This window comes from Streptomyces beigongshangae, from assembly GCF_019710745.1.
Classification (GTDB): domain Bacteria; phylum Actinomycetota; class Actinomycetes; order Streptomycetales; family Streptomycetaceae; genus Streptomyces; species Streptomyces beigongshangae.
Window position 1 is genome coordinate 162,435 of record NZ_JAHKJW010000010.1, and the last position, 24,208, is coordinate 186,642.

A 24,208-nucleotide genomic window follows, 5' to 3' on the forward strand; every position below is an offset into this window, starting at 1 on the left:
CGGCAGCCCCGTCCCGACCACCGAACCTCTCGCGGAAAGCCACCATGCACCAGCACTCGTCGTCCCGTGTTCCCCTGTCCCGCAGATCCGCCCTCGCCGTCCTGACGGCGGCCGGTGCCCTGCTGCTGAGCGCCTGCTCCGGCACACCGGCCGCCGACACACCCGCCGCCGGCACCCCGGCCTCCCGCACCGGCGCACCGGTCGACGGCGGCACCCTGCGGTACGCCGTCGCCGGGTCGCCCGCCACCGCCAGTGACGATCCGCACGGCGGTCTCGGCAACGAGTCCGACGTCCTGCGGTTCGCCCTGACCTACGACGTCCTGACGGTCCCCGGCGAGGACGGCAGGACCCGTCCGCGGCTCGCCACCTCGTGGAAGCCCAATGCCGCCATGGACCGCTGGACCCTCACCCTGCGCGAGGACGCCCGCTTCACCGACGGCACACCGGTGCGTGCCGCCGACGTCCTGTACTCCCTGCGCCGCATCGGTGGCAAGGCCGCCGAGAACTACGGCCGGCTCGCCGACTTCGACCTGAAGAAGTCCACCGCCCCCGACGAGCACACCGTCGTCCTGGCCACCCGTGCCCCGATGGCCGACGCGCCCCGGGCCCTGGAGTCCGTCACCTTCGTCGTGCCCGAGGGGACCGAGGACTTCTCCCGTCCCGTCACCGGATCGGGTCCGTACCGGGTGAAGCAGACCGGTGCCCAGGGCGCTGTGCTGACCCGCAACGACACCTGGTGGGGCGAGCGCCCGCACCTGGACCGGATAGAGATCCAGGCCGTCGCCGATCCGCAGGCACGGGCCAGTGCCGTCACCGCCGGGCAGGCCGACGTCGCGGGCAGCGTCAGCCCCGCCGCCGTCAAGAGCGCCGGGACCTCGGAGAAGACCCGGGTCGTCCGGCGTGGCGGGGTCACCGAGTACCCGTTCGTCATGCGCCTGGACACCAAGCCGTTCGACGACCCCAGGGTCCGTGAGGCGTTCCGTCTCGCCGCGGACCGCAAGGCCCTGGTCGACACCGTGTTCCTGGGCTACGGCAAGGTCGCCAACGACCTCCCCACCCCCTACGACCCCTCGGCACCCAAGGATCTGCCGCAGCGCACCCGTGACGTGGCGAAGGCCAGGAAGCTGCTGGCGCAGGCGGGCCACGCCGACGGGTTGTCCGTCACCCTGCACACCACCACGTCCTATCCCGGCATGGACACCGCGGCCACCCTCTACGCCCAGCAGCTGGCGGACATCGGTGTCGACGCCGAGGTGAAGGTCGAGCCCGCCGACACCTACTGGACCGCCGTCTACGCCAAGAAGGCGTTCTACACCGGCTACTACGGCGGCATCTCCTTCCCCGACCTCGTCCGCGTCGGGCTGCTGTCCGCTTCTCCCACCAACGAGACCGCCTGGCGCAGCAGGACGTTCGACGACGGCTTCGCCCGTGCCATGGCCACCGCGAACGAGGCGCGGCGCGGGGAACTGCTCTCCGGCATCCAGCGGGAACTGTGGAAGGACGGCGGCTACGTCGTCTGGGGCACCGGCGACGGCCTGGACCTGGCCGCGCCCACGGTGCGCGGACTGCCCGACGGTCCCGGCTTCCAGCGCATGTTCATCGACCAGGCGTGGATGGCCAGGTGACCCTGCGCGCCGCCGGCCGTGCCCTGCGCCCGGCCGGCCGGGCCGTGGCCCTGGCCGTCGCCGTCACGGCGGTGGTCTTCACGGCCACGGAACTGCTGCCCGGTGACGCCGAGGAGCTGAGGACGACGGGCCGTGCCTCCCAGGAGGAGGCCGCGGCGGAACGGGACCGGCTCGGACTGGACCGGCCGGCCGCGGCGCGCTATCTCGACTGGCTGTACGGCCTGGCCCGCGGGGACCTGGGACACTCGCTGGCGGGCGGCAGACCCGTGGCGGCACTGTTCGCCGAACGGCTGCCCGCCACCACGGCACTGGTGGCGGTGGCGCTGGCCGGCACCGTGCTGCTGACCGCGGCGGCCCTGGCCGTCACGTACCTGCGGGGCGGCCGGGGCGGCTCGGCCGCCACCGGTCTGGCCGCCGTGCCGCAGCCGGTCCACGCGGCGGTGCTCGGCGCGGTCCTGGCCGGGCTGCTGGGATGGCTGCCCCCGGTGTCCCTGCTGCCGTCCGGCGGCTCGCCGCTGTCCGACCCCCGGCTGCTGGTGCTGCCCGCCCTCACCCTCGCCCTTCCCTCGGCCGCCTTCGCCACCGTCCTGCTGCGCGGAGCGCTGGGCGACGTCCTGCGCCGGCCCCACGTGGCCGACGCGCGGCTGCGCGGCCTGCCCGCCCCGCTCGTGCTGCACCGGCACGTCCTGCCCTTCCTGTACGCGCCCGCGCTCCAGGTGACGGCCCTGCTGACCGGGGGCCTCGTGGCGGGAACCGCCCTGGCGGAGACCCTGTTCGGCTATCCCGGAACCGGCCAGCTGCTGGTGTCCGCCGTCGCGCTGCGGGACGTTCCCGTGATCCAGGCCGCGGCGCTCCTGCCGGCCGTCGTCCTGCTGCTGGGCATGCTCCTGGCCGACCTGGCCGCCCGCCGCACCACGGCGACGGGCCCCGCCCGGCACCCCGGGCCCGCGCTGCCGGACGCACCCCGAGGGGGCGGACGATGAGCCGGTCCGTGGCCTTCCTGTCCCTGTCCGCGGCGAGGGCCCGCCGTACGGCGCCCGTCGCCGCGGCCGTCGTCCTGCTGGTGTGCGTGCCGTTGGGGCGGTACGCGGCCCCCCACCCGCCGGAACGGACGGTCGCCGCACCCTGGACACCCCCCGGCGGACGGCATCCGCTGGGCACCGACGTCCTGGGGCGTGACGTGCTGTCCCGGGTGCTGGCCGGAGGCACCCAGTTGCTGACCCTCTCCTTGCTGGCCGCGGCTGTCGCCGTCGTCTGCGGTACGGCTCTCGGCCTTGCCGCGGGCTGGTCGGGCGGACGCGTCGCCCGCGGTGTGCGCGCCCTGGGCGACCTGTTGCTCGCGGTCCCCGCCCTCGTCCTGGCACTCGTGCTGGCCACCGCGCTGCCCGGGGCGACGGCGGTCGTCGTGGCGGCGGTACTCGCGGGCGCACCGCTGACCGCGCGGGTCGTCGGTACCCAGTGCGCGTACCTGCGTGACAGCGGACACGTGCACGCCGCCGTCGAACGGGGTGAGAGCACGCCCGCCGTCCTCGTCCACGAGGTCCTGCCCAACCTGCGTCGCCTGGTCGCCGCCGACGCCGGCCTCCGGCTGGTCACGGCACTGCAGATCGCGGCGGCCCTCGCCGTGCTCGGCCTGGGGCCCCAGCCCCCCGAACCCGACTGGGCCCTGATGCTCAGCGAGAACCTGCCCGGCGCCGCGCTCAATCCCTGGGCCCTGCTGGCTCCCGCGGTCCCCCTCGCGGGGTGCGCCTGGGCGTTCGCCGCGACGGCCGGGACCGTCGCCCATACGCCTCGGGAGGCCGTATGACAACCCGTACGCCCGCTGTCCGTGAGGGCGCCGCCGTGCCCCTGCTGGCGGCTGAGCAACTGACCGTACGCCGTGCCCACGACGGTGCGACCGTGCTGCCGGCGGTCGATCTCGAGATCGGTGACGGCCAGGTGCTGGCCGTCACCGGCACGTCCGGTGCCGGCAAGACCACACTGCTGCGTGCCCTGCTCGACGTCCTCCCGGACGGACTGCACCGTCCGGCGGGCACCGTGCGCTGGCGCGGAGCTCCGGTGCCGGCGGGGCGTCCGGCCCGCCGGTGGCGGCGGGCCCGGTGCGGCTGGCTGGGGCAGGACCCCGCAGCGGACCTGAACCCGCTGTGGCGCGTCGACCGGCTGATCGGCGAGGGGTTCACCGGCGACACCGGCGCCCGTGCGCAGCGCGTCGAAGCCCTGATGCAGCAGCTGGACCTGCCGCCCGTACTCGCCTCGCGCCGGGCGGGGGAGATCTCCGGCGGACAGGCGCAACGCGTCGCTCTGGCCCGCTCCCTGTGCGCCGACCCGGAACTGCTCGTCCTGGACGAGCCGACCTCGGCGCTGGACCGCGCGACGGCCGACCTGGTCGCCGAAGCCGTACGGTCCCGGCGGGGAGTTCCCGGCCGGTGCGTCGTCCTGGTCACGCACGACACCCGGCTGGCGGCGGAACTGGCCGACCGGACCCTGGTGCTGGCCGTCGGACCGCGCCGGTCCACCGACGCGGAAGCCGCCCCCGGTCCGCAGCTCCCGGCCGCCCCGGCGCGCGAGCCGTGTACGGCCACCGCCGTACGCCTACGGTCGTCGGTGCCCCCAGCGACGTCGGCGGTCCCGGCCACCCCGGCGAAGGGGCCGCCCGCCCCCACCGAGGCTCCGGCGCCGCCCCCCACGGCCGCGGCACCGACGACGGAGGGCGCGTCCCGCACCGTGGCTCCCGCCCCGTCACCGGCTCCCGTGCTGTCGACGCGGGGCCTGATCCTGCTCACCCCGGACGGCACCCCACTGCTCGACGCCGGCGACCTGGACCTGCCGGCGGGCGGCTGGCTGGCCGTGACGGGACCGTCGGGCACCGGCAAGACGACCCTGCTGCACGCCCTGGCCGGCCGCCGCCCTCCGGCCGGCGGAGAGCTGCTGCTGCATGGACACCCGCTGCCCCGCGGCACCCGCTCGCGTGACCGGCGGATGCTGCGCGCCGTCCAGCTGGCCGGACAGGACACGGTGACGGAACTCAACCCGGCGCACACCGCGGGCCGGTCGGTGGCCCGGCCGCTGAAGGTGTTCCACGGCATGACCGGAGCGCCGGGGCGGCACCGCGCACGGGAACTCCTGGAAGCCGTGGGACTTTCCACCGAACTGTCCCACCGCAGACCCACGGAGCTCTCCGGCGGCCAGCGCCGCCGGGTCGTCCTGGCGAGGGCACTCGCCGCCGGCCCCGACGTGCTGCTGCTGGACGAACCCACCGCGGGTCTGGATCCGGTCTCCGCACGGCTGGTCCTGGACCTGCTGGACCGGCTGCGCAGGAGCGGCCCGGCGATCCTGACCGTCACCCACGACCCGGGCACGGCCGCCCGCGCCGACCAGGTCCTGCACCTGACCGGGCGCCGCCTGACCCCCCGGCCGCCCACCACCCCCGACCTTTCCCCCGAGCAGAGAACGGAGCCCTCCGGTGTCCGACAACACCACGGCTGAACACACCGGCCGGATCGTGGAGCTGCTGGCCGCCCATCCCTGGGTGGCGCGGGCGCGCCCCGCACCCGGCGGCGGCGTGCTGGTCGTGCCGCACCCCGCCGCCCTGGCCGCCTCACCCGAGCCAGGCCCCCTGCTGCGCGAGCACCTCGACCAGTGGACCGAGGTCTACGACTGGGTGTACGAGACGGCCGAGGGGCGGCACGCCGACGACCTGGACCTGTCCGGGTGGCAGGCGTCCGACACCGGAGCGCCGCTGCCCGAGGCCCACATGCGGGACTGGGTGGACCGCACGGTGGACCTCGTCCTGGCCCAGCGCCCGGGGAGGCTGCTGGAGCTCGGCTGCGGCACCGGCCTGCTGGCCCACCGCCTGCACCCGCACCTGGACGGTTACGTCGGCACCGACGTCGCGCAGGTCGCGGTGGAGCGCCTCACCGCCGCCGGCCTCCCCGGCACGGCGTTCGTCCGGGCCGCCGCCCATGAGACAGCGGCCCCCCGGGTGCGGGAGACCATGGACGCCGTCTTCGGCCCCGGCGTACTTCCCGACTGCGTGCTGTTCAACTCGGTCACCCAGTGCTTCCCCGACCTCGCCTACCTGGCGGCCGTGCTGCACGGGGCGCTGTCGGCCGTCGCGGACGGCGGCACCGTGATCGTCGGCGACAACCGGCACTCCGGTCTGCTGCTCGACCACTTCGAACGGCTGGAACGGACGCGCGACCCCGAGGCGGACGGCACGACGGTCGCCGCCCGGGCCCTCGCCGCCGCCGAAGCGGACGAGGAACTGTCCTTCACCCCCGCGGCCGTCGCCGCGGCGGTCCGGTCCCAGCCGCGGCCGGTCCGCATGAGCATCCACGCCCGCACCATGGCCGAGGACACCGAACTCACCCGCTACCGCTACGACATCGTCCTGCACGTCGGTCCGCACGCCGACGGACCGGCGCCCGGGCACGTGCGCCGGACGCCCTGGGACGGACACCGGGAGAGCGACGTCCCGGAAGCACTGCGCGGTGCGCTCGCCGAAGGTCCCGTCATCGTCCACGGCATCCCCAACGCCCTGCTCGTCGACGCGCCGGGGGCGGTCACCCCGTACGCGCTGCGTGCGGCCCTGGAGGGAGTGGACGCCGCCGTGCTGCTCGATGCCGCCGACCCGCACCTGCTGGCAGTGGCGGCTCCTGCGGACCGTGCGCCCGCCGCCACCGAGAACCTTCCGGCGCCCGCCGGCCCGCTCGCCCACGAGCCGTTCCCCCTGTTCGTCCGGCGCCGCCTGCCCGAGGTGCTGCGCGACCACCTGCGCCGTGCCGAGCCGGGCACGACACTCCCCGCGATCACCGTGGTGGACGTCACCGGGGACGGTCACGCGTGAACGGGGCGCTCACCGACGAAGCCCTCACCGGCCTGCCCGGCGTGACGGACTGGCAACTGGTGCGCGGCGGCGGGCAGGACACCCTGCTGGTGGCCGGTCCGCCCGCGGCGGCACGGCCGTCATCCGCTCCCGGCCGGGACGACGACCACACCGCCGACCGGGCCGCGGACGCCGGTGACGCCGCCGTCCGCGGGACCGACCCGGCCGCTCTTCCGGCGCTGATGCGGCAGCTCGACGAGACGGCGCTGCTGACGATGGCCCGGACACTGGACCGGACCCGCCTGTTCCGCGACGGCGGGCGGCACGGCACCGACAGGATCCTCGAAGCCCTGGCGGTCGCACCCCGGCACGCGTGGATCGTACGACGCTGGCTGCGCACCCTGACCGCGGAGAACCGACTCCACCTGCACGCGGCGACGGGCCGCTACCACTCCCTCGCGGCGCCGGACCGCCGCGAGCACGCCCGGGCCCTGCGCGAACTGGACGGAGCCTGCCGGGGCCTCGGCTATCCGCCGTCCATGACCCGCTTCTTCCGGGCCGCGGCCGAACGGCTCCCCCTGCTGCTCCAGGACCGCGCCTCCTTGCAGGAGGTCCTCTTCCCCGACGGGGAGACGGGCACCGCGCGGGGCAACTACCGCGACAGCGTCCCCAGCCGCTGGGCCAACCACGCCGCCGCGTCCCTGATCGCCGAAGAGGCCCGCCACCGGACGTCACGGGGCCCCCTGCGCGTCCTCGAAGCCGGCGCGGGCGTGGGCGGCACCACCGGCACCGTCCTCGAAGCACTCGGTGACACGGACGTCGACTACCTCTTCACGGACGTCTCCCCGTTCTTCCTGCGGACGGCCAAGGAGGTCTTCGGCGGCCGCCCCGGACTGCGGCACGCCCTGTTCGACATCCAGGCCGACCCGCTCGCGCAGGGCTTCGAGGCGGGTTCCCAGGACGTCGTCCTGGCAGCGAATGTCCTGCACAACGCGCGGCACGCCGGCCGGGCCCTGGCGGCCCTGCGGGAACTGCTGGTACCCGGCGGGCTGCTGGTCCTGGTCGAGTCGTGCCAGGAGCACTACCAGACGCTCACCTCGATGTACCTGCTGATGTCACCCGCGCCCGGTGAGCAGGACTGGTTCACCGACCTTCGGGTGGGCCAGGACCGGGTCTTCCTCACCGCCGAGGAGTGGACGCACCAGCTGGACGCGGCGGGCTTCGACCCGCTGCCCGTCCTGCCGCACGAGGAACACCCCCTCGCCGGGGCAGCGGGCCAACGGGTCGTCGCGGGCCGCGTCGGAGCCGACGCGGCCCGGCCGGACACCGGCCGCGTCCGCACCGCGCTCGCGGACCGCCTGCCCCCCGCCTCTCACCTCCCACGGGTCCACGCCGTGGACAGGATCATCCGCCCCACCCTTCCGACTGGAGCCCCCTGTTGACCTCCGCACCCGCCTCCGAGCACACCTGCGCCGCGCAGCCGGCCCCGGCCGACCTGGTCGACGCCGTCCGCGCAGTGTGGGCCGACGCCCTGGAGACCGATCAGGCCGCCGTACCGGCGGACGCCAGCTTCCTGAGCCTGGGCGGCGACTCCGTCCTGGCCGTCCGCATGGCCGCGATGCTCCGCAAACGGCTGGGCACGCCGCTGGCGCTGGCGGACGTCCGCGTGGAGCAGAGCGCCGCCCAGCTCGCCGCCCTCGTCCACGAACGCAGCACCGGGTCCGGAACCGGCGCCCTGCGCCCGCTGCCCCTGGACCTGCGCCGGCGCGAGGACCCGGAGGCCCCCTTTCCGCTCCTGCCCCTTCAGCAGGGCTACTTCGTGGGCCAGCAGGACGCCTGGGAGCTGTCCTACCGCTCCGCCCACCACTACGTGGACATCGGGCTGGAGGACATCGACGCCGACGAGGCCCCCGAGGCGCTGCAGGACGCCCTGGAACGGCTGGCCGAGCACCAGGCCGTCCTGCGGGCCCGCATCCTCCCCGACGGCCGGCAGCGCGTCCTGCCCCTGGACGACCCGGAAGCGGTACCGCGGCTCCGCGTCACCGACCTGCGCGACGCCGACGAGGGGACGGCCACCGCCCGGCTCGCGGAGATCCGCCACGAGATGAGCACCGAGGGCCCCGACCCCTCCCAGGGGTGCGGCCTGGACATGCGGCTGACCCTGATGCCCGGCGACCGCGCCAGGCTGCACTCCTCCACCAGCCTGCTGATCATCGACGGCTGGTCCTCCGGCGTCTTCTACCGCGACCTGTTCGCTCTGGTCTCCGACTACAACGCCGTCCTCGCGCCCCTGGACATCGACTACGGCGACTACGTGACGACCCTGCGGGACCTGCCGGGCACCGAGGCATGGCAGCAGGACCGTGACTGGTGGTGGGACCGACTCGACGGCTTCCCGCTGCCACCGGCGCTGCCGATGGTGGCCGACCCCGCCGACGTGCGCCCCACCCTGATGGGCACCCGGCAGGCCGTGCTGGACCCGGAGCGCTGGTCGGCGCTGCGCCGTCTGTGCACCGAGCACGGGGTGACCCCGTCCGCCGCGATGTTCGCCGGATTCGCCGCGGCCGTGGCCCGGGCCTGCGGCCACCGCCGCTTCCTGCTGAACACGCTGCAGCTGAACCGCCTCCCGCTGCACCCCGACGTGTCCCGTCTGGTGGGAGCCTTCTCCTCCACCATGCTCCTGCCGGTCGACCTGCCGGCGGCGCCCGTCTTCGCCGACCTCGCCACCCGCGCGCAGCGGGACATCGGCGACGCACTCGCCCACAACCTGATCACCGGCGTCGAGGTCTCCCGCGAACTGGGCCGCCGCCGGGGCACCCACCGTCCGGTGGCCCCCGTCGTCTTCCAGTCCACCTTGGGTGTGGACGCGGCACTGGGCAGTGAGGTGCCTCAGGAGGCGGGCCCTCTCGGCACCATCGACCTGCTGAGCCACCACCAGCAACTGCGGACGCCTCAGGTGGCCCTGGAGGTGAGGCTGTTCGAACTGCGCGGTGAGCTGGTGGTCGTCTTCTCGCTGGTGGAGGAGTTGTTCGCGGGCGCCGATGTCGACCGCATGTTCGATGACCTGATGGGCACCGTCGAGTCGCTGGTCGCTCCGGAGGGCTGGTCGGCCGTGGTCGAACTGCCCGCCCCGGCCGACGGCGAGCCGGCCGGCTCGGACGGGCGGGCATCCGGTCGGCGCCTGTCGGTGCCCAAGACGGCGACCGACCGGGCGGAACCGGGTCCGCCCCGGGACGATACGGAGCGGGCCGTCGCAGCGCACTGGCAGGAGCTGCTGGAGTGTCCGGTGGACGAGCGCACCGCCGACTTCTTCGCACTCGGCGGGGACTCGCTGCTCGCGGTGCGGATGCTCGGCGCGCTCGCGCGGGAGGGGCTGGGGCGGGTGGCACCCCGCCGCTTCCTCGAGCAGCCCACGGTGGCCGGGCTCGCTGCCGCCCTGCGCGGATCGGACGAACGGTGAGAGCCGAGCGAGCCGAGCGATGAGAAAGATGCGGCGGGGACATGCGTGCCCCCGCCGCACGCCGGTGTCAGCCGCCCAGTCCCGCGTCCTCGCGGAAGAGTTCCTGATCCAGCCAGACCGCGGCACGGGCGCCGTCGGCGGCACCGGTGACCACGAAGGTGAGGGCGTCCGGCAGCGCCTCCAGCCGGGCGGTGTCCCCGGCCGCGTACACACCGGGCACGGACGTGCGCTGGAACTCGTCCACCCGGACGCACCCGTCCGGGAGGACATGGCATCCCAGGCGCTCGGCCAGCGGGGAGTGCTGGCGGGTGGGCGCCCGGTGGTAGATCCCCTGCCGCTCGAGGACCCGGCCGTCGGCGAGGACCAGGCGGACGGCACCCTCCTCGCCCTCGATCCGGGTCACGCCCGTCTCCTCCACGGCGATGCCGGCCTCGGCGAGCCGGCCGGCGGCCTGCTCGGGCACGGGGTGACCGTTGGTGCACACGATGACATCGGTGCTGAAACGGTCGGCGACGTACAGAGCCTGCATGACCTGCGGCAGTTCATGTCCCAGGACGGCGAGGCTCATTCCGCTGGTCTCCCAGCCGTGGCAGAACGGGCAGTGGTACACGCCCCGGCCGAACAGCGCCGACAGGCCCTCCACCTGCTCGTCGAGCACGTCGACCTGCCCCGTGGCGAGGACCAGTTTGCGGGTCTGTTCCACCACGCCGTCGGCCGACGTCACGGTGAATCCCGCCGGCGTGGACGCGACGGCAGCGACGGTTGCCTCGCGGATCTCCACGTTCGGGTAGGCGGAGAGCTGCTCCCGGCCTATGCGACGCAGCTCGGCGGGCGGGAACCCGTCGCGGCTGAGGAACATGTGCGTCTGCGCCGCCGGCGCGTTGCGCGGACGGTCGGAGTCCAGCAGGAGGACCCGCCTGCGCTGCCGTCCGGACACCAGCGCCGCGTTGAGGCCCGCGGGCCCTCCGCCCACCACGATCACGTCGAACATCGTCATCACTTCTTCCTCGGCCCAGGGCCCGTCGAGCAACACTTACGATAATAATTATCATTTTCATCAGCTGAATCAGTGAGGAAGGGTGGGAACACCGGTGCAACACCTGTCAGCCATCGGCGTCATAGGCGGTTACGGAGCAGTGGGCAGCGCGGTCGTACGACGCCTCCACCGGGCGGGTGTCCACTCGCTGCTGGTGGCCGGCCGTGCCGCGGACCGTGCGGAATCACTGGTCGCGAGCCTTCCGGAGGGCGGCCCGGAAGTGGGTGTCCGGGCGGTCGACCTGACCGACCCCGACTCGCTGGACCACTTCGCGGCGGAGTGCCGACTGGTCGTCAACTGCGCGGGACCCTCGTACCGCGTCCTCGACACGGTCGCACGGGCCGCGCTGCGCAACGGCGCGGACTACGTCGACGCGGCCGGCGACGATCCGGTGCACAACCTGCTGTCCGCCGATGGGGGTGCCGAACGATGGGCGGTGGCTGAACGCGTGGCAGTGCTGTCCGCCGGAGCGCTCCCGGGCCTGTCGTCGCTGCTGCCCCGCGCCCTGGCCGCCCGTGCCACCGGTGCCGTCGCGCTGCACGCCTACGTCGGCGGCGTCGCGCCGCTCACCCCGGCCGCCGCCGGAGACGTACTGCTCGCCCGCGGGCCGGAGCACGGCACACCGGCGGCCACCTGGCAGGACGGCCGGCTCCGGGAGCGCGCGCTGGAACCCCGCCGCCAAGTGCGACTCGATGCATTCCCCGCCCCCGTCGACGCCTTCCCCTTCCTGTCCACCGAGGCCATCCGGCTGGCCCGTGCCACGGGTATCGGTCAGGTGCGGTGGTACACGGTCTTCGGCGGCGGGCGCCTGGCCGAGGAACTGGCGATGGCCTGGGCACTGGACAGCACGGAAACCGCTGAACTGATCGCGGCGGCCGACGAGGACGTACGCCGCCACGGAGCCTGGTACGGACAGGAGTTCCACCTCTGGGACGGGGTGACGGACGGTCCGCCCGCCGCGAGGCTCGTCCTTCGTGCGGCGGACTCCTACGAGCTGAGCGGGTTCCTCGCTGCCACCGCCGCGCTCAGGGTGCTCCGGGGAGGGATCGCGCCCGGTGTGCACTACGCCGCGGACGTGCTGGATCCGCTGGAGGTCGTCGAGGATCTGGCAGCGGAGGAGGCAGTGGAACTCAGGGCGTTCTGAGACGTCACTCATTTGGTCGGTCTGCGGTAGCAGATGAGGGTGCAGGCGATGCTGGTGAAGCCTGGGAAGTGGTCGGCTCTGCGTTCGTAGCGGCGGTGCAGTCGGCGGCATCCGGTGAGCCGGGACATCGTGCGTTCCATGGTCCAGCGGTGTCGGCCCAGATGGGTCGAGGGCTCGATACCTCTGCGGGCGATGCGGTGTCGGACGCCCCGGCTGGACAGCCGTCGCCGCAGGTGGTTGTAGTCGTACCCCTTACGGCCTGGCCTACCGGGTACTCGCCGAATTGCGCGTGCGGGTCTTCGACGAGCTCGCCCGCAGCGCGCCCGCCCGCCCGCGTGGCAGGCCGGCGCAGCGGGGACCTGGCCGCCACCGCGATGGCCGACGTGGAGGCTCTGGAGTTCTTCTACGCCCGCACCACCGCCCAGCTCCTGGCGGGCGGAGTGGTCTTCACCGGCGGTGCCGTCGTGCTGGCCACCGTCGAGCCGTGGCTGCTGGTGGCGGTGGTGCCGGTCGCCGCACTGCTCACCGTGGCTCCCTTCGCCGACGCGCGCGGGCGCGCCACGCGCGGTGCCCGGACCGGGGCGGCGACCGCGAAGCTCTCGGCCGACACCGTGGAGACCGTCGACGGGCTGCGCGAACTGCTCGCCTTCGGAGCGCTGGCCGAACGCCGTCGCCCCGCCGAGCAGGGCCGGCTGGTGGGTGAGGCGCAGCAGGCCGAGGCAGCCTGGGAAGCCACGGCCGCCGCCGTCCGCGATCTGCTGATCGTCCTCGCGGTGCTCGGCGTGGTGGCCGCGGCCGCGCAGTCCGTGACCTCCGGGCGGTTGCACGGCGCGTGGGTCCCGGCGGCGATGGTGCTGGCGCTGTCGGTGCTCGGACCGGTGGCGGAGTCGGCCAGAGCCCTGAGCCAGGCGGTGGGTCTGCGTGCTGCCGCCGCCCGCGTCGACGCGGCGGTGAAAACACCCTCCCTCGCTCCGCGACCCGCCTCACCCCGTCCGCTCCCGCCGGGCCCGCTGGGAGTCCGGCTGCACAAGGTGAGCTTCGACTACGGGGGTCGGCCCGTGCTGGACGTGATCGAGCTGACGGTTCCCGCGGGACAGACCCTCGCCCTGGTCGGCGTCTCGGGAGCCGGCAAGTCGACGGTGTTGGCTGGGGCTGGAGCCGGCCGAAGCAGGCTTGGGGAGTTCAAAGGCGCGGCATGCCTGGTCTTGCGGTGCTCTTCATGCAGCCGAGGTCAGTGAACCGCCCGAATCATGAAGCCGTGGCCCGTAGCAGGGGCCTGCTCTGCGTACCCGGGGAGGGGTGGACGGATCACAGGCAAACATGCATTGATCGCTATATGTTAATGTTGCAATGCACGGCCTGAGGAGCGCAAGCCGCAGGTGGCCCAAGAGCAAAGCCAGGAGCGCGACATGACCACTGCCACCGATCACCGCACGCATGACAGTCACCCGCACGCCCACGCCGAGGGCTGTGGCCACGTCGCCATTCCGCACGGCGACCACGTCGACTACGCGCACGACAGTCATATCCACCGGGTCCACGAGGATCACGTCGACGAGTGCGTCAGTACCGGTCACACCACTCACGCGGACCATGACCACCAGCACGGGGAGGGCTGCGGCCATGTCGCCGTCCCGCATGAGGATCACGTCGACTACGTGCACGACGGTCACCGGCACGCGGTCCACGACGGCCACTGGGACGACCACTGAGTCGCCTTGCCGGCCGGGAGGGTGAACATCAACTGAAAATCATTACCACATGCTAATGTGTGCATGTGATAACCCCTCCGCCCTCCGCGGCAACCGCGCCCGACGAACCGCTGCAGGATCTCCAGGCCGCCAGCGACCTGCTGAGGGCGCTGGCGTCCCCGGTCCGCCTGGGTGTCGTGCGTGAGCTGTCACAGGGTGGAAAGTGCGTCCATGAACTGGTCACCGCTCTCGGGGTGAGTCAGCCGCTGGTTTCCCAGCATCTTCGGGTGCTGCGAAACTCCCGGATCGTGACGACCCGGCGCCGGGCTCGCGAGATCCAGTACTGCCTCGCCGACGATCACGTCGCCCACATCGTGCTGGACGCCATCCGGCACGCGCAGGAGTAGTCCGGCACCGTCACGACGTGACGGTGCCGGACTACTCCTGTCAATGGAATCCATCTCCATGTTTTCGTCCCAGCCGTGAGAGGTGAGGGCGGTCATGACGAAGCGCGGAGCAGAGCTGAGCGCGATCCAGGAGACCCGTACGGCTCCGCTCCACGGCCGTCCTGGAGTCGGTCCAGACGGCTTCGCGCAGCAGGCGCAGGCCGTTGAGGCCGACGACGACGGTGGAGCCCTCGTGGCCGGCGACCCCGAGCGGCAGCGGCAGCGTACCGGTCAGGTCCCAGGCCACCAGTACGGCGATGAACGCCCCGGCGACGACGAGGTTCTGGATCACCAGGCGCCGGGCGGTGCGGGACAGACGCACGACGGCGGGGATGGTGGCCGGTTTCGCTGCGCCGCCTTGGTGTAGGAGTGAACGGAGTCACGGAGAGCAGCCCCGAGGCGGCGTTGAGCGCCCAGCGACGAGTGGGGCGCGTGGGCTCGACGCGCCGCGGTCGGGCCCGTCCTGCGCTGGAGTCCTCTGCTCGACCGGCACCACGGAGCCCGCCCGGTGTCCGGGGCGACCGGCTCTCTGCGAGACATGAGGCCGGCCGCTGTGCAATGCCCGGTGTGAGAAAGCGACTGTTGGGGCAGGCCGCCCGATGCCACGTGTACCGGCGACCGGGTTCCGTGCCCAGCCGCCGGTACGTACCCTTCAGATGACTGTCGGGCTGACGCGGTGCCTGGAGTGACAGCCGTTGCACACGCCAGCCAGTTCGAGGGTGTGGTCCACGTCCTGGAAGCCGGTGGTGCGCGCGACCTCGGCCACCCACCGCTCGACCTCCTCGGCGTCGACGGCGAGACTGTAACCGCACCGTCGGCACAGCAGATAGTGCCGGTGTCCGTCGTCGGGCCGGGGCCGGTAGAGCCGTCCGCCGTCACCGTCGCGCACCATGTCCACCTGGCCCGACGCCTCCAGCAAGTGGAGCGTGCGGTAGACGGTGGTGAGACCGACCTCGACCCCGTCCGCCGTGAGCGCCGAGTGCAGGGTCTGAGCCGAGGCGAAACCGTCGCAGGCGGTCAACGACGCCAGGACGGCGTCCCGTTGCCGGGTGGAACGCCACTCGCCGCGGATCGTTTCGTACATCGCTGTGCCTCCATCACAGTGGGGACGGCCGGGCGGGGCCGTCGGCCACGCCCGGCCGCCCGTCCCGGGTCAGACGGCCGCCGCGAGGGACGAGGACCCGTGCACGTGCTCGAGTTCGCAGACCTCTCCGGTGTCCCATCCGGGGAAGGGGTCGACGGCGGGCAGCGGTTCCCCCTCAGCCATGAGGCACCCGGCCAGGGCGGCCCGCAGGGCGTCCGCTCGCAGGGCGACACCGATGAACACCACTTCCTGCGCATGCGGCACGTCACCGTCCCGCGTTCCGGAGGGCTCGAACCGGGCGACGCAGCCGGCCTGCGACCACAGGCCCGTCACCCTGTCGCGTCCGGCCAGGGTGAAGAAGCCCTTGGAACGCAGGACGTGCCCGTACGCGCCGCTGTCGAGGTTTTCGGTGACGAAGTCCCAGAGCCGTTCGGGATGGAAGGGGGCGGCCGACCGGAAGACGAAGGAGGAAATGCCGTACTCCTCGGTCTCCGGGACATGGTCCCCGTTCAGTTCCCGCACCCAGCCCGGCGCCTGCTGGGCGCGCTCCAGGTCGAAACGTCCTGTTTCCAGGACATCGCGGGCGTCGACCCGGCCGTGGACCGAGGTGATCAGCCGTGCCTGCGGGTTGAGCCGGGTGAGCACCCCTAGCAGTCGGTCGGCGTCGGCCCTGCCGACCAGGTCCAGTTTGTTGAGTACGAGCACGTCGGCGAATTCGACCTGGTCGACCAGCAGGTCGCTGACGGTACGCTCGTCGTCCTCGTAGGGTGCGAGTCCGCGTTCGGCGAGGTCGTCACCTTCTGCCAGTTCGGTGAGGAAGTTGGCCGCGTCGACCACGGTGACCATGGTGTCGAGGCGCGCCACTTCGTCCAGAGCGGCTCCGTCGTCACGTGCGAAGGCGAAGGTGGCTGCCACCGGCATCGGCTCGGAGATGCCGCTGGACTCGATGAGCAGGTAGTCGAAGCGGCCCTCACGGGCGAGCCGATCGACCTCCTGAAGCAGGTCGTCCCTGAGGGTGCAGCAGATACAGCCGTTGGTCATCTCCACCAGCCGCTCCTCGGTCCGGGAGAGCGCGGCCCCGCCCCCGCGCACCAACGCGGCGTCGATGTTGATCTCGCTCATGTCGTTGACGATCACCGCCACGCGCAGCCCCTCGCGGTTGGCGAGTACGTGGTTGAGCAAGGTCGTCTTCCCGGCGCCGAGGAATCCCGACAGCACGGTGACCGGCAGGCGTCGCGGGGGCATCGCCTCAGCCCTCCGGGTTCAGCAGGCCGCGCCGGTAGGCGGGAACGAGGTGCTGCGGTACCCGGTGGGTCACGCCGTTCACCGTCACGTCCACCAGGCGCGGTGCACTCGCCTTCCACTGGGCCCGGCGGTGACGGGTGTTGCTACGGGACATCTTGCGCTTGGGGACGGCCATGGTGAGGGTCCTTTCGACAGGAACGATGGTTGGTTCGATCGGGTACTACGGAAGCCGCAGCAGGTTGAACCGGTACTCCTGCCTGCGGTGGAACCGGAGCGACCGGGCCGGAGAGCGTCTCCCGGCAGGTGCCGGGAAGGCGGTCGCTCAGAGGTGACGGCAGCCCGGTGGCGCCGCAGGACAGCGAACACCCCGGCTCCCGGGCACCGGGCGGTGCTCCGGACCGGACCGGCGCAGGCCCCTTGCATGACGCGCGCCTCGGCCTTGCTGAGCGCATCGTGTTCGTCCTGGAGATCGATGATTTCCAGGACGGCCGCGCCCGGGGCCGGTGGGGCCACGGGAGACTGCTCGCCGATTCCGGTGCACAAGCTCACGGACGTCGTCCTCGGCGGGAAACGACAGGACGGCTTCGGCGGTGAAGAAGTACAGCGCGGCCGACGAGGAGGCAACCGCCTCACTCCAGGACGGATCGGTCACGGAGAGGGCGAACATGGTCCTTCGCGGAATGTCGGACGAGAAGGACCGCCGTACGTCGATGACATCGGGCAGGACCAGCTCGAACCAGCACGCGTTGCCGTTGCCGATTCGTTCGTGGCGGGCAGGCGGATCGGGCACCCACCGGCCGAACAGGGAGGTACGCGGAACCGGGTCCACTGGACCCGGCAGGACGTCGAAGAGGACGAGGTCGCGGTCGCTCACGGCAACGATCTCCTCGGCTCGCGCGGCACATGACACGGACTCCGGTCCAGGGTTCTCGACGGGGCTCCCGTACGGCGGGATGAGCCGTGTCTCCTGCTCACGCACGGGGACACCTCATACCGTGCCGTCATGGCAGCCTCCAGGAAGAGTGGAGCCCTGACGTTACATGAAAACGGTGTTCATTGTTAACAGGGGGAAGTGCAACGGCTCGGTGGTTCAGAGGGGCTGCCAGAGGCGGGCCGGCGCCGAGGCGGTGAGGACGTGGTCGGGATGTCCTCGTCCGGCGGATCCCGCAAGGGTCGGGTAGTCCCGGCCGAGGTGGTCTGACTCTTGCTTATGACTGACCCCGAGGTGTCCTGGCGTTGATCTGTCGACCGCCCGGCCGGGCACGCAGCAAGCGCTGCCGCCGGACGGACGTGACCAGCGGCCGACATCGCATCAACCACGGCGGCCACCGCCAGCTGAACGCCGCGATCTACTGGGACCCGCTCGATACTGCCCAGCCACCCCGACTGAGCGTGCCGGCTCTCCGCCGGCCGCTGATCGATACCGGGCCGGCGGAAGCGGACGGCTCCGCCGTACGGAACCTGGGATCTCTGCTCGGCCGCACGCGAGCCGCCGCTCTACAGGTGACAGCAGAAGGCTGCACGACGAGCGAACTAGCCCGGCGCCTCAACGTCACGGCGGCAGCGACCAGTCAGCACGCGGCCGTGCTGCGCAACACCGGTCTCATCACCACCAGCCGCCGAGGCGGATCCGTGCTGCACCACATCACCCCTCTCGGGCTGGCTCTGCTGCGGACCGGTGCCCTGACGAAACCGTGAGGCCCGAAGGCACCAAGGCGTCCGACTGGGCGCGGAACCCGCGCCGGCCGACCCGGCACCCTTTAAGCCGTGGCTTAAGAGGTGGGCCGCAGGTGGCCGACTCCTCCAGGATGTGAAGCCACAACCAGGTGACACCGCTCGGCCAGCCGGGCCTGCTCCTACATACGTGTTCCGCACCCAGAACCGACGACGCAAGGGGAATTGATTCCATGACCGTCACAGCAGCACGCCGCACCATGTCACCGCGTCGCTCCGCCGCCCGCGCGGCGGCCGTGGCGGCGTTCTCCGCCGCCGCGCTCCTCGGCGGCGGTCTCACGGCCCAGGCCGTCGCACCCGCCCGCACGACGGGCGCGGCCGTGGAGCTCGCGCCGGCCGGTGCGCTCGCCACCCGGTGCTACTACAAGGTCAACGCCACCGGCGGTCTGGTGATCCGCAGCGGTCCCGGCACCAGCTACACGCGCGTCGGGTCCTACCCCAACGGCGCCACGATCCTCGCGTCGGCGTCCACCACCAACGGCTTCCGCAACGTGGGCACCAACCGCTGGGTCGCCGCGGCGTACACCGTCCGCATCACCAGCTATCCCTGCGAGTAACAGGGGACCCGCGCCGAGGACACGGTTCCCAGCCCTTCAACGGGCCGCCGACCGCCGGAAATCCCTCCGGCGGTCGGCGGCCCGTCCGCTGTTTTCCGACCGGCCTCCGAATTCATCGAAGCAGTACCGTCCAGGCCAGGGAGCGGAATGGGGTCGTTCCTTTCCAGCGGCACCTGGTCACCTCTCCTTGTTCCTGCAGCCGGGTAGGCGGAAGCCCCTGGAATCGAAAAGATTCCAGGGGCGTGTTCCGCATTTCGGGCCGGACTGGGTCGGGCCTTGACTCCGGAATTTGAACACATCTATGCGGCTCGGGCCGGGGTAGTTGATAGTGAGCCGTTTCCAACCTGATCGCTTGGCTGGTGCGACGGGTGGGCGCCCTGGCGTCGGGAAGTGGCGAAGCTCCTGGTAAAAGGATCGTCGGCCAAGATCAACCCGCACCATCAGGAGCTTCGTGTGCTGGTTTACCCATCGGCGATCGATCTGTCCGGCCAGAGCTTGCGCTTCCTCGCCCAGCACCTCACCCGCCGACGGCGCGAGCTGGGCACCCGGTGGCGTAAACTCTCCGCCGGACAGCAGGCGTTGCCCGCCCTGGCCCACCTGTGCTGCGGCGACACCTACGCCCAGCTCGCCGCCGCTCTGTGCTGCTACAAGCGCCTCGTCCGCCTCACCACGTAGGACACGGTCTTATCCGAAGGGCCTCCAGCACACTCTCGAATGACGCAGGGATGGTGCTGTCGTCATCGATCGCCCAAGCCTCGATCATGAGCACGGCGAGCTCACGGATGGATCTGAGAGACAGTGCCTAATAGGCGTCTGGAGGACGGACGGCGGTCTCAGGTCCCGGGACCCCAGCCTGAGTACCTGGCCGTACCGCAGGCGATTCGTGCAGAGTGGACGCTTGGTTGGGATGCCCGGCCAAGCATGTTTCCTTGAAGGGCGTCAGGAGTTCTGCGGCCCTGCCGGGAGCCCGGTGGCGGGCGAGTGCCCCGGCGCCGGCGCACTGCCAAGGGTTCACGAGGTGGGGCGGGGCCCGAACTTGCTGCAGACGAGGTCCTTGAAATTGCCGTCGTCGAGACAGACACGTACGAATGCTGCGCCGCCGGGGACGTCCGCAGAGACGGTGAAACGGAAGGTGCCGCTGGCTCCGCAGACGACGCTGTCGCTACTGCCGTTCTGACCGATCACCCCGCCGGCGCTATTGAGGGTATAGGCCCAGGTTGCCCGGCAGTACGGCAAACCTGCAGTGCTGACGGACTTGTGTTCTCCGGCGACGGTGACTGATCGGGCGTGCCAGGTCAGCGTGCCCGTGGTGTAAGTGTTTCCGAAGGGGACGCTGTAAGGACTGACAGGGTCGGCGGCAGCGTGGGCATGGGCGGGGGGAGCTGACAGGAGTGTGCCGACGACCAGCGCGGCGGCGCTGAAGCCGACGGCGAGGTGAGCGCGCATGAGGTCTCCTCGGTTCGGGTCTTGTTCGGCTGGCGGATTGAGGACCGGGCCAGTCTCTTGGCGGCCATGGACCGTGTCCATGGCAGATCAAGTCAGCGTGGGGAACGGCCGTTGCCTTGATCGGTCGAAGCGCGTTGCAGGCCGGCGCGGTGGCATCCGCGGGTGAGCGGCGACGCCGGCCAATACTCGCGCCATCCGTCAGACGCGCTCGTAGGTGGTGCCGGACTCGTTTCTGCGCAACAGACCCTCGTCCACGAGGGCACGGCGCAGGCTCACCCAGTCGTCGAACCATTCGCCGCAGATCGCGTTGACCTTGGCCTCGGAGTACGTCACGCCGGGCTCGAACGAGTCCTTCACAACGGCCAGAACACGGCTGCGTACCTTCGCCTGGCCCGGAACGGACGTGAGCCGGCCACGGCGGAAGTAGGAGCCCGCCCCGTCTCCGCCGCCCCGGCCTGAGACGCTGACCTCGGCCTGGACTGCGAGCCGGAAAGTGTCGTCGAGCAGCGTGTACGTGCGCTTTTCGCTGTCGAAGGCGGCAATCCGGCCGTCCGTCAGCTTCTGCAGCGCCACGGCAGCGGCCGGTGGGCGGAGCTTGGTCAGTTCGGCGACCTCCGTCACGGAGGTCGCGCCGAGGGCGAGGGCCGCGTAGGCGGCGCGCCGGTCGGTCTGGGCGAGGAGACCGACCAGGTCGCGGCAGGAGGGCGAATGGTCCTTGGCGGGGCTCATGGTGTCCATTCCGGTTGTTGTTTCGGGTGCCGATCATCGTTCGGGCCTCGGGGCGTCTCTACACGTACCGTGACCTCGGGCTGCCGTTCAGAACGGTTTGTCGTGAACGGATGTGTTTCAGCCAGGCCGCCGGGACGGGGCGTGAGGGGTACGGGGGTCCCCGCGCGCGCCCTCCATGGCCCAAGGGCTCAATCAGCCCGGCTTCCCACTCGCGGGGCGAGCGGTGTGAGAACTCCGAGCCGGTCCTCGATCGCCTGGGCCGCGCCCAGGCACAGGTCCTCCCGGAACGCGCGCCCGACGATCTGTACTCCGCAGGGGAGCCCGTCGACCATCCCGGTCGGTATGGCCACACCGGGTACGCCCACGAAGCTGGTCACGGTGCACAGGCGCATTCCCGACCCGACCCGGTCCCTACCTGCCCTGTCACGCGACTCCAGCCCCGGCTCGACCGGTGGCTCGGTGAAGACCGGGCCGAGCAACAGCGGGTACTCGTTGAGGAATGCGGCCCACGAGCGGCGGATGTTCATCCAGGTGCCCATCAACTTCATGAGCTCCTCCGCGCTTATGGGCGGGGTCTGCTCCATCGCCATCTCGATATAGCGGTCCCCGCCCTTGCCGAGCAGCCTGCGCACCACCGGCCAGGTCGGGGCGAACTCGGTCACAGTGATCCGGCCGTACGCCTCAAGGGCCTCGTCCATCCGCGGTACGTCCTGCTCCTCGCGCACGTCGTATCCAGCGTCGCGGAGCGCATCGGCCGCGGATGCGATGGCTCCGCGAATCGTGGGATGGACGCCGTGCCCGCCGGGGTCCGTCACGACCGCGACCTTCACGCGTCCGGGGAGCGGTTCGCCGTAAGCGGGCACCGGCACGGCCCGCGGATCTCGCGGATCGGTCCCGGCCAGCACCTCGAAAGCCAGCCATAAATCGCCCACGCCCCGGGCCAGGGGGCCGTCGGTGACCAGCATCTGGGACGCCGGGCCCGGGTCGTCCGGGCCGAGAACGCGGTGGTCGGCGGGGACCCGGCCCGTGGACGGCTTCAGCCCGGCCACACCGCAGAACTGGGCCGGGATGCGCAGCGATCCCCCGGAGTCGTTGCCGAGCCCGAGCGCTGCCATGCCCGTGGCAACGGCCACCGCGTCGCCTCCGCTGGAGCCGCCCGGGGTCCGGCTGCTGTCCCACGGGTTGACCGTGTCGCCGAACAGCTCGCTGCGTGTGTGCATCCCCGCCAGAATCAGGGTGGGAATGTTGCTGTGCCCGATGGGGATGGCTCCGGCTGCGCGCAGCCGTGCCACCGGAAGGGCGTCGGCCGACGCCACCAGGTTGCGGAAGCGCTGCGTGCCGAACGTGGTCGGCACGCCTTCGATGGCGGTGCTCTCCTTCACCGTGAAGGGCACCCCCGCGAGGGGCCCCCGCGCTTCACCGGCGGCCCGCCGACGGTCCGTCTGTGCCGCGGCCTCACGTGCCTGCTCCGCCAGGAGCTGCGTGACCGCGTTCACCTGCGGGTTGACCTCGGCGATGCGATCCAGGTGACTGTCGATCAGTTCGACGGCCGAGACCTCTGCGTTGCGTACAGCCTCCGCCTGCGCGGCGGCCGGCATCTTCCACAGGGCGTCCTGCATGGCTCTACCTTCCTCATCCACGTACCAATGCGCTTGCATCGGAACCGTACCCGGGAACCGATACGCATGCATCGAATAAACTGCGCTGCGAAGCGGAGCGCTGTGAGTTTGAGAGGCGATCGGACAATGCCCAGGCAGGTGGATCACGTGAGCCGACGCCGTCTCATCGCCGAGGCCGTATGCCACCTCGCCGACGAACGCGGACTGGAGGGCGTGACCCTTCGCGATGTCGCCGCCCGCGCGCAGGTGTCGATGGGTGCAGTTCAGCGGTGCTTCCGCACCAAGGAAGAGATGCTCGTGTTCGCTCTCGGTCACATCGGCGAGCGGATCAGCGAGCGCGTACAGGCCCGCCTCCTCAGAAGCCCAGCCCAGTCGGCCGGCACCGCCCTGGGCCACGCGGCCACCGAGATCTCACTGCTCCGGGAAGAGCACCGCGCCGAGGCCAGGGTCTGGCTCGCCTTCGTCGCGCAGGCGGCTGTGAGCAAGGCGCTCGCCAGGACGTTGACGGCGAACTACGCAACCCTGCAGGAGGCGTTCACGCGCCTCTTCTCGGAAGCCGACGAAGGCGCCGACCGCGCCGTGCGCCTCGATCCGCAACTCGAGGCCCGCACCCTCCTCGCCCTCGCGGACGGCCTCACCGCGCACGTCCTCATCGGCCACCTCACCCCGCACGAAGCACACGACGTCCTCCACACGCACCTGGCCCGCCTCTGGGAGCAACCGGTCACGCGCACCCCCTCCCCGGACTCCCCACTTCCATGAACCGGACCAACTGAGGCGGGAAGCGACAGGCGAATCGGGGCTCTTACGATCAGCGTCGGCTGTCGCCGGGGGCGGACAGCACCGACGCCCGGTGGGAGTCCAGGTGTTCACCGCAGAAGTGCCCCACAGCAGCCTAGGGCAGCATCGCCGATCTCGTCGTCCGCGACCGAGGCCAGCGGCCGGCCTGACCCGTCACGGACATATCCGCCACGCACAGCGCCAGATCAGAACCCATGACGAGCCACCGAGCTATCCATAACCCAGGGCTTGGGCCTGTTCTTCGGACTCTTGCCCATGAGGATGCAGGCCGCGAAGGGTGACAGTGTCCGCCGAGCGCTACACGGGGCGAAGAACAGGATCGATCTGGGCCAGGATTTCATGCAGCTGACGAGCCCCAAAAGCCACGCGGTCGTCAGTGTCCCGCAACATTTCTTCGCACAATTGCATCGCGTTGTCCCGGTCCTCGGAGAAGATACTGAACATATCGAGGATTGCGGTTTGGATCCAATCGCTGTGATTCGAGTCGGCGACTGCCAGCGCTGAGGCGACTACCGCCAACCCGATCCTGTCCTTTCGCCGAAGCACGGCTTCCGCGGTCACCCGGGTGACGAAGGTGTCACCCGGGTCGAGCACCAGCTCCAGCAGTGGTCTGAGGGCCTCCTGCATCTCGGCGAAGCCTGCCAGGCCGCGACCGGCATCCGCCCGGTCACGGTAGTCGTGGCTTCGCCCGAGCTCGCGGAGCGCGACGACAGCTTCATACCGCCGGTCTCTGTCCACTGGTTACTCACTCCTCCCGCGATTTCCG

Annotated in this window: 21 protein-coding genes and 4 pseudogenes; 15 read left to right on the forward strand and 10 right to left on the reverse strand. The window is 71.7% G+C overall.

What is annotated here, in order from left to right:
* Positions 1-44: 44 nt before the first annotated feature.
* Genes KM933_RS10450 through KM933_RS10480 form a run of 7 tightly spaced genes read left to right on the forward strand, consistent with a single transcriptional unit; the run spans position 45 to position 9,910 of the window.
* Positions 45-1,625 carry an ABC transporter substrate-binding protein gene (locus KM933_RS10450; protein WP_221350524.1) on the forward strand — a complete coding sequence of 527 codons (1,581 nt, stop codon included), beginning with the start codon at positions 45-47 and terminating at the stop codon, positions 1,623-1,625.
* Positions 1,610-2,608, forward strand: coding sequence for an ABC transporter permease (locus KM933_RS40230; RefSeq protein ID WP_221350526.1), 999 nt, complete (start codon positions 1,610-1,612; stop codon positions 2,606-2,608). Before KM933_RS10450 ends, KM933_RS40230 begins: the two co-directional genes overlap by 16 nt.
* A complete protein-coding gene (locus KM933_RS10460; protein WP_221350528.1) occupies positions 2,605-3,432 on the forward strand; it encodes an ABC transporter permease in 828 nt (275 codons plus the stop codon). Before KM933_RS40230 ends, KM933_RS10460 begins: the two co-directional genes overlap by 4 nt.
* Positions 3,429-5,111 (forward strand): ABC transporter ATP-binding protein, encoded by a 1,683-nt coding sequence (locus KM933_RS10465; protein ID WP_221350530.1) that lies wholly within the window; start codon positions 3,429-3,431, stop codon positions 5,109-5,111. Before KM933_RS10460 ends, KM933_RS10465 begins: the two co-directional genes overlap by 4 nt.
* A complete protein-coding gene (locus tag KM933_RS10470) occupies positions 5,089-6,471 on the forward strand; it encodes a class I SAM-dependent methyltransferase (RefSeq protein ID WP_221350531.1) in 1,383 nt (460 codons plus the stop codon). The genes KM933_RS10465 and KM933_RS10470 overlap by 23 nt, the downstream gene beginning before the upstream one ends.
* On the forward strand, positions 6,468-7,892 hold the full coding sequence (locus KM933_RS40235) for a class I SAM-dependent methyltransferase (protein WP_221350533.1): 1,425 nt from the start codon (positions 6,468-6,470) through the stop codon (positions 7,890-7,892). The genes KM933_RS10470 and KM933_RS40235 overlap by 4 nt, the downstream gene beginning before the upstream one ends.
* Positions 7,889-9,910, forward strand: a complete 2,022-nt coding sequence (locus tag KM933_RS10480) for a condensation domain-containing protein (protein WP_221350536.1) — start codon at positions 7,889-7,891, stop codon at positions 9,908-9,910. The genes KM933_RS40235 and KM933_RS10480 overlap by 4 nt, the downstream gene beginning before the upstream one ends.
* A gap of 67 nt (positions 9,911-9,977) precedes the next feature.
* On the opposite strand, the gene KM933_RS10485 is transcribed toward KM933_RS10480, so the two are convergent.
* Positions 9,978-10,907: an NAD(P)/FAD-dependent oxidoreductase gene (locus KM933_RS10485; protein ID WP_221350538.1), complete on the reverse strand. Its 930-nt coding sequence runs from the start codon at positions 10,905-10,907 to the stop codon at positions 9,978-9,980.
* A gap of 94 nt (positions 10,908-11,001) precedes the next feature.
* Here KM933_RS10485 and KM933_RS10490 point away from each other — a divergent pair, with 94 nt between their 5' ends.
* Positions 11,002-12,090, forward strand: a complete 1,089-nt coding sequence (locus tag KM933_RS10490; RefSeq protein WP_221350541.1) for a saccharopine dehydrogenase NADP-binding domain-containing protein — start codon at positions 11,002-11,004, stop codon at positions 12,088-12,090.
* Between the two features lie 8 nt (positions 12,091-12,098).
* Here KM933_RS10490 and KM933_RS39195 read toward each other — a convergent pair.
* Positions 12,099-12,401 (reverse strand): annotated as a pseudogene (locus tag KM933_RS39195) (IS5/IS1182 family transposase); the annotation flags it as partial.
* On the opposite strand from KM933_RS39195, the pseudogene KM933_RS10495 reads away from it, so the two are divergent.
* The 3 genes and pseudogenes from KM933_RS10495 to KM933_RS10505 all read left to right on the forward strand — a co-directional run.
* Positions 12,344-13,229, forward strand: a pseudogene (locus KM933_RS10495) (ABC transporter transmembrane domain-containing protein); the annotation flags it as partial. The pseudogenes KM933_RS39195 and KM933_RS10495 sit on opposite strands and share 58 nt — an antisense overlap.
* Positions 13,230-13,499: 270 nt before the next feature.
* A complete protein-coding gene (locus tag KM933_RS10500; RefSeq protein ID WP_221350543.1) occupies positions 13,500-13,802 on the forward strand; it encodes a hypothetical protein in 303 nt (100 codons plus the stop codon).
* A gap of 65 nt (positions 13,803-13,867) precedes the next feature.
* The gene (locus tag KM933_RS10505) at positions 13,868-14,188 is read left to right on the forward strand and encodes an ArsR/SmtB family transcription factor (RefSeq protein ID WP_308013330.1); all 321 of its coding nucleotides are present in this window, start codon (positions 13,868-13,870) and stop codon (positions 14,186-14,188) included.
* A 172-nt stretch (positions 14,189-14,360) separates the two neighbouring features.
* On the opposite strand, the pseudogene KM933_RS10510 reads toward KM933_RS10505, so the two are convergent.
* The 4 genes and pseudogenes from KM933_RS10510 to rpmF form a co-directional block, all read right to left on the reverse strand.
* Positions 14,361-14,567, reverse strand: a pseudogene (locus tag KM933_RS10510) (heavy metal translocating P-type ATPase); the annotation flags it as partial.
* A 312-nt stretch (positions 14,568-14,879) separates the two neighbouring features.
* Positions 14,880-15,311 (reverse strand): Fur family transcriptional regulator, encoded by a 432-nt coding sequence (locus tag KM933_RS10515; protein WP_221350545.1) that lies wholly within the window; start codon positions 15,309-15,311, stop codon positions 14,880-14,882.
* A gap of 69 nt (positions 15,312-15,380) precedes the next feature.
* Entirely contained in the window at positions 15,381-16,556 is a 1,176-nt protein-coding gene (locus tag KM933_RS10520) for a GTP-binding protein (RefSeq protein ID WP_221350546.1), read from the reverse strand.
* A 4-nt stretch (positions 16,557-16,560) separates the two neighbouring features.
* Positions 16,561-16,731 (reverse strand): 50S ribosomal protein L32, encoded by a 171-nt coding sequence (gene rpmF / locus KM933_RS10525; protein ID WP_221350548.1) that lies wholly within the window; start codon positions 16,729-16,731, stop codon positions 16,561-16,563.
* A 1,115-nt stretch (positions 16,732-17,846) separates the two neighbouring features.
* Here rpmF and KM933_RS10530 point away from each other — a divergent pair.
* The 3 genes and pseudogenes from KM933_RS10530 to KM933_RS10540 all read left to right on the forward strand — a co-directional run.
* Positions 17,847-18,254 carry an ArsR/SmtB family transcription factor gene (locus tag KM933_RS10530; protein WP_308013331.1) on the forward strand — a complete coding sequence of 136 codons (408 nt, stop codon included), beginning with the start codon at positions 17,847-17,849 and terminating at the stop codon, positions 18,252-18,254.
* 209 nt (positions 18,255-18,463) lie between these two features.
* Positions 18,464-18,847 carry an SH3 domain-containing protein gene (locus tag KM933_RS10535; RefSeq protein ID WP_221350550.1) on the forward strand — a complete coding sequence of 128 codons (384 nt, stop codon included), beginning with the start codon at positions 18,464-18,466 and terminating at the stop codon, positions 18,845-18,847.
* A 453-nt stretch (positions 18,848-19,300) separates the two neighbouring features.
* Positions 19,301-19,480 (forward strand): annotated as a pseudogene (locus KM933_RS10540) (IS5/IS1182 family transposase); the annotation flags it as partial.
* A 378-nt stretch (positions 19,481-19,858) separates the two neighbouring features.
* On the opposite strand, the gene KM933_RS10545 reads toward KM933_RS10540, so the two are convergent.
* From KM933_RS10545 to KM933_RS10555, 3 genes are all read right to left on the reverse strand, one after another.
* The gene (locus tag KM933_RS10545; protein ID WP_221350552.1) at positions 19,859-20,293 is read right to left on the reverse strand and encodes a hypothetical protein; all 435 of its coding nucleotides are present in this window, start codon (positions 20,291-20,293) and stop codon (positions 19,859-19,861) included.
* 198 nt (positions 20,294-20,491) lie between these two features.
* Positions 20,492-21,031 (reverse strand): DUF2087 domain-containing protein, encoded by a 540-nt coding sequence (locus KM933_RS10550; RefSeq protein WP_221350554.1) that lies wholly within the window; start codon positions 21,029-21,031, stop codon positions 20,492-20,494.
* Between the two features lie 179 nt (positions 21,032-21,210).
* Complete coding sequence (locus KM933_RS10555) at positions 21,211-22,641, reverse strand: amidase (RefSeq protein ID WP_221350556.1); 1,431 nt, start codon at positions 22,639-22,641, stop codon at positions 21,211-21,213.
* A 126-nt stretch (positions 22,642-22,767) separates the two neighbouring features.
* Between KM933_RS10555 and KM933_RS10560 the strand changes: the two genes are divergently transcribed.
* A complete protein-coding gene (locus KM933_RS10560) occupies positions 22,768-23,403 on the forward strand; it encodes a TetR/AcrR family transcriptional regulator (RefSeq protein WP_221350558.1) in 636 nt (211 codons plus the stop codon).
* Between the two features lie 336 nt (positions 23,404-23,739).
* Here the strand turns inward: KM933_RS10560 and KM933_RS10565 are convergent, their stop codons facing one another.
* On the reverse strand, positions 23,740-24,180 hold the full coding sequence (locus KM933_RS10565; RefSeq protein WP_221350560.1) for a hypothetical protein: 441 nt from the start codon (positions 24,178-24,180) through the stop codon (positions 23,740-23,742).
* Positions 24,181-24,208: the final 28 nt, after the last annotated feature.

Bases quoted from the DNA above. Each gene is read 5' to 3' on its own strand.
- KM933_RS10450 (WP_221350524.1), top strand. From the start codon at position 45: ATGCACCAGCACTCGTCGTCCCGTGTTCCCCTGTCCCGCAGATCCGCC.
- KM933_RS10460 (WP_221350528.1), top strand. From the start codon at position 2,605: ATGAGCCGGTCCGTGGCCTTCCTGTCCCTGTCCGCGGCGAGGGCCCGC.
- KM933_RS10465 (WP_221350530.1), top strand. From the start codon at position 3,429: ATGACAACCCGTACGCCCGCTGTCCGTGAGGGCGCCGCCGTGCCCCTG.
- KM933_RS10485 (WP_221350538.1), bottom strand. From the start codon at position 10,907: ATGACGATGTTCGACGTGATCGTGGTGGGCGGAGGGCCCGCGGGCCTC.
- KM933_RS10500 (WP_221350543.1), top strand. From the start codon at position 13,500: ATGACCACTGCCACCGATCACCGCACGCATGACAGTCACCCGCACGCC.
- KM933_RS10515 (WP_221350545.1), bottom strand. From the start codon at position 15,311: ATGTACGAAACGATCCGCGGCGAGTGGCGTTCCACCCGGCAACGGGAC.
- KM933_RS10520 (WP_221350546.1), bottom strand. From the start codon at position 16,556: ATGCCCCCGCGACGCCTGCCGGTCACCGTGCTGTCGGGATTCCTCGGC.
- rpmF (WP_221350548.1), bottom strand. From the start codon at position 16,731: ATGGCCGTCCCCAAGCGCAAGATGTCCCGTAGCAACACCCGTCACCGC.
- KM933_RS10535 (WP_221350550.1), top strand. From the start codon at position 18,464: ATGACCGTCACAGCAGCACGCCGCACCATGTCACCGCGTCGCTCCGCC.
- KM933_RS10545 (WP_221350552.1), bottom strand. From the start codon at position 20,293: ATGCGCGCTCACCTCGCCGTCGGCTTCAGCGCCGCCGCGCTGGTCGTC.
- KM933_RS10550 (WP_221350554.1), bottom strand. From the start codon at position 21,031: ATGGACACCATGAGCCCCGCCAAGGACCATTCGCCCTCCTGCCGCGAC.
- KM933_RS10555 (WP_221350556.1), bottom strand. From the start codon at position 22,641: ATGCAGGACGCCCTGTGGAAGATGCCGGCCGCCGCGCAGGCGGAGGCT.
- KM933_RS10560 (WP_221350558.1), top strand. From the start codon at position 22,768: ATGCCCAGGCAGGTGGATCACGTGAGCCGACGCCGTCTCATCGCCGAG.